6 protein-coding genes are annotated in these 7,617 nt (G+C 68.4%); 2 read left to right on the top strand and 4 right to left on the bottom strand.

All coding sequences use genetic code 11. The annotated features are described in order from the left end of the window. Positions 1 to 91: 91 nt before the first annotated feature. The 4 genes from ACGF12_RS13595 to ACGF12_RS13580 are packed head-to-tail and all read right to left on the bottom strand — an operon-like array spanning position 92 to position 4,717. Positions 92 to 847, bottom strand: coding sequence for a hypothetical protein (locus ACGF12_RS13595; protein WP_393028462.1), 756 nt, complete (start codon positions 845 to 847; stop codon positions 92 to 94). After that, the gene (locus ACGF12_RS13590) at positions 844 to 1,887 is read right to left on the bottom strand and encodes an ATP-binding protein (RefSeq protein WP_393028461.1); all 1,044 of its coding nucleotides are present in this window, start codon (positions 1,885 to 1,887) and stop codon (positions 844 to 846) included. The genes ACGF12_RS13595 and ACGF12_RS13590 overlap by 4 nt, the downstream gene beginning before the upstream one ends. Further along, complete coding sequence (locus tag ACGF12_RS13585) at positions 1,878 to 3,983, bottom strand: integrase (protein ID WP_393028460.1); 2,106 nt, start codon at positions 3,981 to 3,983, stop codon at positions 1,878 to 1,880. Before ACGF12_RS13585 ends, ACGF12_RS13590 begins: the two co-directional genes overlap by 10 nt. Then, entirely contained in the window at positions 3,980 to 4,717 is a 738-nt protein-coding gene (locus ACGF12_RS13580; protein WP_393028459.1) for a TnsA-like heteromeric transposase endonuclease subunit, read from the bottom strand. Before ACGF12_RS13580 ends, ACGF12_RS13585 begins: the two co-directional genes overlap by 4 nt. 256 nt (positions 4,718 to 4,973) lie before the next feature. Between ACGF12_RS13580 and ACGF12_RS13575 the strand changes: the two genes are divergently transcribed. Together ACGF12_RS13575 and ACGF12_RS13570 are read left to right on the top strand one after the other, a co-directional pair. Further along, positions 4,974 to 5,234: a DUF2283 domain-containing protein gene (locus ACGF12_RS13575; protein ID WP_393028458.1), complete on the top strand. Its 261-nt coding sequence runs from the start codon at positions 4,974 to 4,976 to the stop codon at positions 5,232 to 5,234. Positions 5,235 to 5,621: 387 nt separating this feature from the next. Continuing rightward, complete coding sequence (locus tag ACGF12_RS13570; protein WP_393028457.1) at positions 5,622 to 7,520, top strand: putative Ig domain-containing protein; 1,899 nt, start codon at positions 5,622 to 5,624, stop codon at positions 7,518 to 7,520. The last annotated feature ends 97 nt before the right edge of the window (positions 7,521 to 7,617 follow it).

The following is a 7,617-nucleotide window of genomic DNA, read 5'->3' as shown; positions in this document are numbered from 1 at the left end:
GGTAGGCCGGACGCGTCCTTGGCACGATGAACTCCTCCTTGCGGGACCCAGTGTCCCAAAGCGGAAGGTTGTCCATCAAACCGGGGCAACTTCAGAAGTCCTGGGGGCTGCCGGTGAAGGGGAGGCTGCGGAGCTCGGGCGAGGCCAGGAGGCCGGCGAGGGCCACGATGTCGGGGTAGGCGCTGGCGATGAGGCGGGGGTCCTCGCGGTAGGTGCTGGCGCCTGGCGGGATGAAGTGCCGCAGCCTGCGGTCACGCTGCTTTCGGAACCTGCGGCTGTCCTCCCACCATCGCCAGCACCAGCCGTCGGCTTGCCGCATGGCGACCACGGCGGTCTGCCAGCCGTGTTTGCGGTCCAGGCGGTGATGGTCTCGCTGGGCCTGGATGATCTCCGGCAGTGGCCGGACGTCGAACTGGTCGTGGTAGGTGTCCGTCCAGCGGCCGTGGCGGAGACAGAGCCGGGTGCTGGTGCGGACCCAGTGCCGGGCTCGGGTGAAGACCGCCTTGGCGGCCAGGCAGAGCGTGCAGGCGGCCTGGACCCGCCAGCCATGGTCCAGTAAGTGGAAGACCGGGGGAAGGCCCTGGGCCAGGGCCAAAGTCCGCAGGTCAGGCAGGGCTTTCAGGAGTCGGTCGCGGGGGTGGCCGGACAGGTCGCTGATGGCGTCGACCAGTGCCAGCGGGTCGGGGTGGAGCCGGTGGCGGTTGTCGACGTGCTCGTGGAGTTCGAGGTGGGAGATCCGGTTCGCCGCGGCGAGCCGGTAGACGTAGGAGTCCCAGGTCTCGTGGTGGAGAGGGGGCAGGGTGCGCGGGAGCTTGCGTAGCCGCGGCGGCGGCAGGCGCCGGTTCAAGCAGCTTCTCCGGCGTCGTCCTCATCGGTGGCTGTGCTGGGGCTGTCGGACTGGGTGTTGTGGTCGACCGGGATGGACTCCAACAGACGTCGGGTGATGCGCTCGCTGTCGTCGGCGATCGCGCTGATGGCGGCCGCGCGGATGAGGTGGGACAGGCTGCTGATGCTGCCGCCGGTGCGGGCGTGGAGGTACTTCGCCAGGCGGACCAGGCTGCCGGGCTCGTGGTGGTGCAGCCGCAGCGCGTCCTCCATCAGCGCGATCATCGAGCGCCATTCGGCCTGGTAGGGGAAGTTCCCGGTGTACTTCATCACGCACCTGGCCGCGATCTGCTTGCCGCGGACACCTGTGAACAGGCCCTCGCGCTCGACGTTGATGCCGGCGTAGACGAAGGTGGCGGGGATGTGCTCAGCGAAGTACTTCAGATGGTCCGACAGGTCCTTCCCGGTCGAGGTGGCCATGTTGATGTTGTGGATCTCGTCCACCAGCACCAGGTCGCAGTGGGCGTCGGTGAGGATCTCGCAGACGGCGTCCGCGATGTCCATCTCGTTGTGCCGGGCCTTCATCGGCAGGCCCAGGAAGTGCGCGAAGCGGGTGGCGAGTTTGCGCGGGGACCCGTTCGGCGGCGCGGAGACGTAGACGACCGGGATACGGTCGTGTCCCGGGAAGCGCTGGCGCACTCGCAGTTCGTGGGCCCGTCCCAGCTGCTTGATGGCGGTCGACTTGCCCGTTGCCCAAGGCCCGGAGACGATCAGCCCTCGGCGAGCGCTGATCTCCCTGCGGTTCACCAGGGTCAGGAGCCGGCCCTGATGGAGGACGTCCCGGACGGTCGGGGTCTCCACGATGACCAACTCGGAGTGGTAGTTGACCCGGGCTTCGTCGTACTCGTCCCGGGGACGCGGGTCCAGGCCCTTCCACTCGTCCTCAAGCAGCAGGTCGAAGGCGATCGGGTCCTCGTCGACGAAGCGCCGCCAGCCTTCCAGCGTGGTCGTGGGCATCCGCCGGTCCTCAGGCTGCCCGAACTCCCGGGTGGTCACCACCATTTCTTGGCCTCCTTGCGTGCGTCGAAGACTTTCAGCGGGACGACGTCGGCGAGCGGCTCGTCGGCCTCGGCCTCCTCGTCGTGCCTAGCCGGGGCGGCCAGCGCGGGCGGCGGGGCCAGCGGCTGTTCGGGCCGTGGCCATGCGGGCTCGCCGGTGGCCTGGGTGCGGGCGGCAACCTTGCGGTCCCGGCGGTTCTTGCGGTCACGTGCGGGCTTGGACGGCGCCGGGGCGCTCTCGGAGCCAGCGACCACCCGCTCCATCAAGCCGTCAACGGCCTTGGCGATAGCACCCTCAGCGACGTGTTCGCCTTGTTCACGCAGGTTGCGGGCCTCGTGATCCCAGGCCAGTTCACCGAACGGAGTCGGCGCGCTGGACAGCAGCCGCCAGGGAACGGTGATCCACTTCCCGCCGTCGCGGTTGTTTCGGAGCCAGACGAGCCGGATGTCGTAGGGGTCGTGGCGGACTTCCCAGAGGTTCTTCCGCTCGGTGATCCCGGACTTCTCCCGCCGGATCCCGTCCAGTTCATCGCAGTTGTAGATCCGGTGTTTGATCTTGATGCCGTAGGAGTTGACGGCCTGCCAGCGGGCGGGCAGCAGTTCCAGGTAGTCCTCGGCCGTCAGCGGTAGCGGAAGGTAGCCGGCCGTCTCGATCAGCGCGGCGTACTTCTCGTTCGGGGAGAAGGTCCGCCGGGGTGCGAGCGGGTCCCGCAGGGCGTCATGGGGCCTGTTCTGCCACGTCGCGCTGATCCACTGTTCCAGCAGTTCCTGGAGCTGGTGCAGCGAGAACAGCGGCTCCTCCTCGACCTTGCGTCCGCGGTACTCGGTGGAGCGTCCGGTGTAGCCGGGCAGGAACTGGGCGAACAGCGAGGCCGCTGATCCAAGTGTCCGTTCGATGTGTGGCTTGTGGGTCGGGGTGCGGGGCGGCGCGTGGATCACCTCGATGCCCAGCGCGTTGCAGGCGGTGTGGAAGTTCTTCGACAAGAACGCCTTCCCGCCGTCGATGACGACGGTCTCCGGGATGATCGGCGGGACCGCTGCGGCGTGCCGCAGCCGTTCGTCCACCGAGAGCAGCCGCTCGTAGGGCAGCACCGAGTGCTCCATCCGCAGAGCCTCCGGCCAGCCCGGCCGCATCGGTGCCGGGGTCACCGAACGGGCCAGCAGCAGTGCCGCGTCCACGGACTTCGTGGTCGGCCGCAGCACTGCCGCGGTGATCGACCTGGTGGCGACGTCGACCATGCCGACCAGCTCGCACCGGTCCACGACCCCGTTGTCGAGTCTGACCAGCACGTCGAAGGGCGTGGAGTCGATCTCCATCAGCTCGCCCGGGCGGCAGACGGTCACCTGGTCGAAGACTCCGTCTGGCTGGTTGGCCAGCGAGCGGCGGGTGCGGGCCGAGCCGGTGGTGTGCCGACCAGCCTCCAGCCGCTCGAACAGGCGGTAGAAGGTCGCCCGTGACGGCATCATCACCAGCGGGCCTTCCAGCTCCCGGGCCTCCTGGCCGACGCGGGTGAAGTAGTAGCTGACGGTGCGGGTCGAGCCGTCTCGGGCTTGGCCCATCAGGGTCCGCAGGATCTCCACCACCCGCGCATCCACCTGGCCCTGGACGGGGCGTCGCGGGGCCTGGCGGCCGTCCGCCATGCCCAGCACCCCGCGGCTCTGGTAGCGGCGCCGCCGCGAGCGGATCGTGTGCCAGCTGACCGGTCGGCCCGTCTCCGCGGTCAACTCGGCCGCCTTGGCCTCTTCGCGCTGGGTCAGTGTTCGCACTGCCGGGTCGTACTCGGGCCTCGGCATCGCCCCCGCCGGAGCATCCGGTGCCAGACCGGTGAGCACCTCGCTCATGTGCCGGTGCCACCACAGGGCCCGCTCGGCCTCGGCGGGGGCCAGTCCGTCCAGCATCCCCGGTGGCAGCCGCCGGGCCGACGCCGATCCGATCACCTCGAAGCCCGGCGACACCATCAGCGTCGGCAGGTGCATCGCGCTGCCCTGACCGTGCTCGTCGGCCAAGCGCACCAGGACACCCGACAGCCCGACCACGGTATGGACCCGGTTCTCGAAGCGGACCCGATCACCCGGCCGGACCACCAGCGGACGCCTCACCGCACAGTCACCGCCTGCCGGACCACACTGTGCGGCCCGAGCACCCCCGCGGCCAGGTCCACCTCCAGCACGCGGCGCCAGAGCAGGTGATAGAGCACCGGCAGCACCGCCAGCCGGTCCCCGACACGCTCAGCCCCGGCCAGCAGCGGCATCGGCTCGGCGAAGACCTCCTCCAACTTCCCTTCCACTGAATCCTGTTGATTACGCGGGTGCCGGTAGCCGGCAAGCCACTTCACGTTCGCCAGCAGCACCGGATCGATCAGCCCCACCCGGCGAAACGACCAGCCGGCCAACTCACACGCCCGCGCCGTGGCCGCGAACGCCTCCGCATCGTCCGACCCGATCTGCCCGTCCGGGCGAACATCGACAACCAGACCGCCCCCGTCGCCCAGTCGCGCGAAGAAGTCCGGCACGTGCCCGCGTCCGCCTCGCCGACCCGGCCAGAACAGCCGGAATGGCTGCCCCACCAGGCCCCTCACCTGGGGATCGAAGTCCAGCAGCATCGCGTGGTGCCGCTCCAGATGCGACTCGCACGACACCGTCCCGCCGGTCGTCGCTACCCAGTAGTCTCGGGTCACCGACCTCTGCCCCGGGTACGACCTGACCGTACGCACCGGCGGCAGCCGCTCGAACTGCAACGTCCAGCAGGCCGCCAACGCCTCGCGCCGGCGTGCGAGTTCCTCATCCGCGTACGCGACTTCGAACGCGGCATGTCCCAGTCCCTCGACACCCACCGACCCTCCCGAAGCGCCAGCTCGTAGTGGTCTGAGCAAGCCACAACGGCGGCGCCGCCACCAAGCAAAGCGACAGCAAACCGCCCCAGAGAGGGAATCTCTTGAGACGAACCATGATCAGGGACAACACCGGGTGAGACACGACGAGCCGGTGACCAGGCTCTGCAGTCGCTCTCCTGGCGATCTTCGGTGTCAGTAGGCTCTCGTCAAGGCCGGGACCTGACACCGCAGGTCTGCAGCGACACGGAAGGACGCAATGCGGGTCGAATATGACGCCTCGGCAAATATGGCGTACATCTACCTCCTCGACAAGATCAACCCAGGCGAAGCCGTCCAGCAGGTGATTGCAGGTGAGGACACTACGGCGATTCTCGACTACGACTCGCAGGGACGGCTTCTTGGTATCGAGCTGTTCAACGCCAGGCGCCGGTTGCACCCCGACCTGCTTGCCACTGCGGAGAGGATCGACCGTGAACCACGTCCACCGGCAAAGTCGGTTGAGACACCAGACGCCTGACGCCCTTGTACCGGCAACATCTCTTGAGACCAGCTGCAAATCCACCAAGATCAGATGAGACAACGGCAGGACTGCGTGAGACGGGACACGTATTCAGTGAATGGCTACACGCGTCAACTTGGGCGCTCACCAGGTCTTTCACCTGCCCGGATGCCCACTCTTAATAATTCCTTACCGTTCGCCGTTGACCCGCGTTCATCAGCTCTGCTTTCCTTCATGCCCAACAGGCGGCCGTCCACCGACGGGCAGTCAATTCCGGCTGTCGGAACACATGCCGGATTTTGGCTGTCGGTGGAATTCGCCGTCAGTTCCCTTCCCCACAAAGGGATCGTTCCGCGGCCCCCCAGCCGTTCGGGCGATCGGTTACGAGAGAGGCACCCTCACCCCATGGGTCACTCCCGCAGTACGCGGCGCGCGAAGTACGCGGCGCTCACCGGAATCGCGTCACTCGCGCTCGCCGCCGCAGGTCTCGTCGGTGCGGCCGGACCGGCCGCCGCGCAGGACATCTCCAGCTCCTCGGGCAGCACCGCCAACGAGTTCAACCCCTGGAACCCGCAGAACGGGCACCAGTACCGCCACGGCGCGGTGCCGGGCATGAAGCAGCACGAGAACTACAAGAAGTGGCTCGCCGCGCAGAACCAGGCCGCGGCCACCGGCCAGCAGACGCTGTCCTACGGCGGTGGCGTCGACGGCATCGGTGTGCAGAGCGGTCACTCCAAGGTCTACCTGGTCTTCTACGGCAACCAGTGGGGCACCCAGAGCACCGACGCCAACGGGAACGCGAAGTTCTCGGGCGACTCGGCGGGCGCCGCCGGTGCCACCCAGCAGATGTTCAAGGGCATCGGCACCAACGGCGAGACCTGGTCGGCCGACCTGACCCAGTGGTGCGACGGCCCCAACGTCGCCTCCGGCGCGGTCAGCTGCCCGTCGAACGCCAACTTCGTCCCGTACCAGAGCGGTGGCGTCCTGTCCGGCGTCTGGTACGACAACGCGGCCGCCTCGCCCGCCCAGGCCACCGGCAACCAGCTCGCCCAGGAGGCCATCAACGCCGCCGGCCACTTCGGCAACACCACGGCCGCCTCCAACCGCGACGCGTACTACATCGTCCTGTCGCCGCACGGCACCAACCCGGACGACTACCAGAACCCCACCACCGGGTACTGCGCCTGGCACGACTGGAACGGTGACACCACCCTCACGGGCGGCGCGGCCAGCTCGCCCTACGGCGACATCGCCTTCTCCAACCAGCCGTACAACATCGACCAGGGCAGCAACTGCGGCGTCGGCTTCGTCAACTCGCCCGGCACGCTGGACGGTTGGACGATGACCCTCGGCCACGAGTGGCACGAGATGATGTCCGACCAGAACCCGGCCGGCGGCTGGACCAACCACGTGACCGGCAGCTCGTACAACGGCCAGGAGAACTCCGACGAGTGCGCCTGGATCAAGCCCGGCAGCACCGGCGGTGCCGCGAACGTCTCGTTCGGCTCCTACGGCAGCTTCGCCGAGCAGGCCAGCTGGTCGAACGACACCAACTCCTGCGCGATCTCGCACGCCATCCTGACCCACGGCAACACGGTCACCGTCACCAACCCGGGCAACCGGACCGGCACGGTCGGCACCGCCGCCAGCCTGCAGGTCAACGCGAGCGACTCGGCCTCCGGTCAGACCCTGACCTACTCGGCCACCGGCCTGCCCGCCGGCCTGTCGATCAACGCCTCGACCGGCCTGATCTCCGGCACGCCGACCGCCGCCGGCACCTCCAGCGTCACGGTCACCGCGACCGACACCACCGGCGCCGCGGGCAACACCACCTTCACCTGGACCGAGTCCTCCACCTCGGGCGGCGGCAGCGCCGTCACCAACGGTGACTTCGAGACCGGCAACCTGAACGGCTGGACCGCCGCCGGCTCCACCTCCGCCATCACCGCCGCCGCCCACAGCGGCAGCTACGGCGCGATGGTCGGCTCCACCAACCCGACCGGTGACTCCTCGATCGCCCAGACCTTCACCGCGCCGACCGGCTCCAGCAAGGTGTCCTTCTGGTACAGCAACACCTGCCCGGACACCGTGTCCTACGACTGGGCCACCGCCACGCTGAAGGACAACACCACCGGCACGACCACCACGGTCCTCGCCAAGACCTGCGCCGCCACCGCGACCTGGACCAACCAGAGCGCGGCCGTCACCCCCGGTCACTCGTACACGCTCACCCTGAGCAACCACGACGACAACTACCCGGGTGACCCGACCTACACCTACTACGACGACGTGACCGTCTCCTGACGATCGACGCGCCGAACGCGCCGGGGTGGGCCTTGGGCCCGCCCCGGTGCGGTTTTTTGGTCTTCGAGTTTTTGGTTGTCGAGGGATCCGATCCGGC

The organism is Kitasatospora sp. NPDC048296 (assembly GCF_043201815.1).
GTDB lineage: Bacteria > Actinomycetota > Actinomycetes > Streptomycetales > Streptomycetaceae > Kitasatospora.
This window is presented reverse-complemented; position numbering and strand designations above follow the sequence as displayed.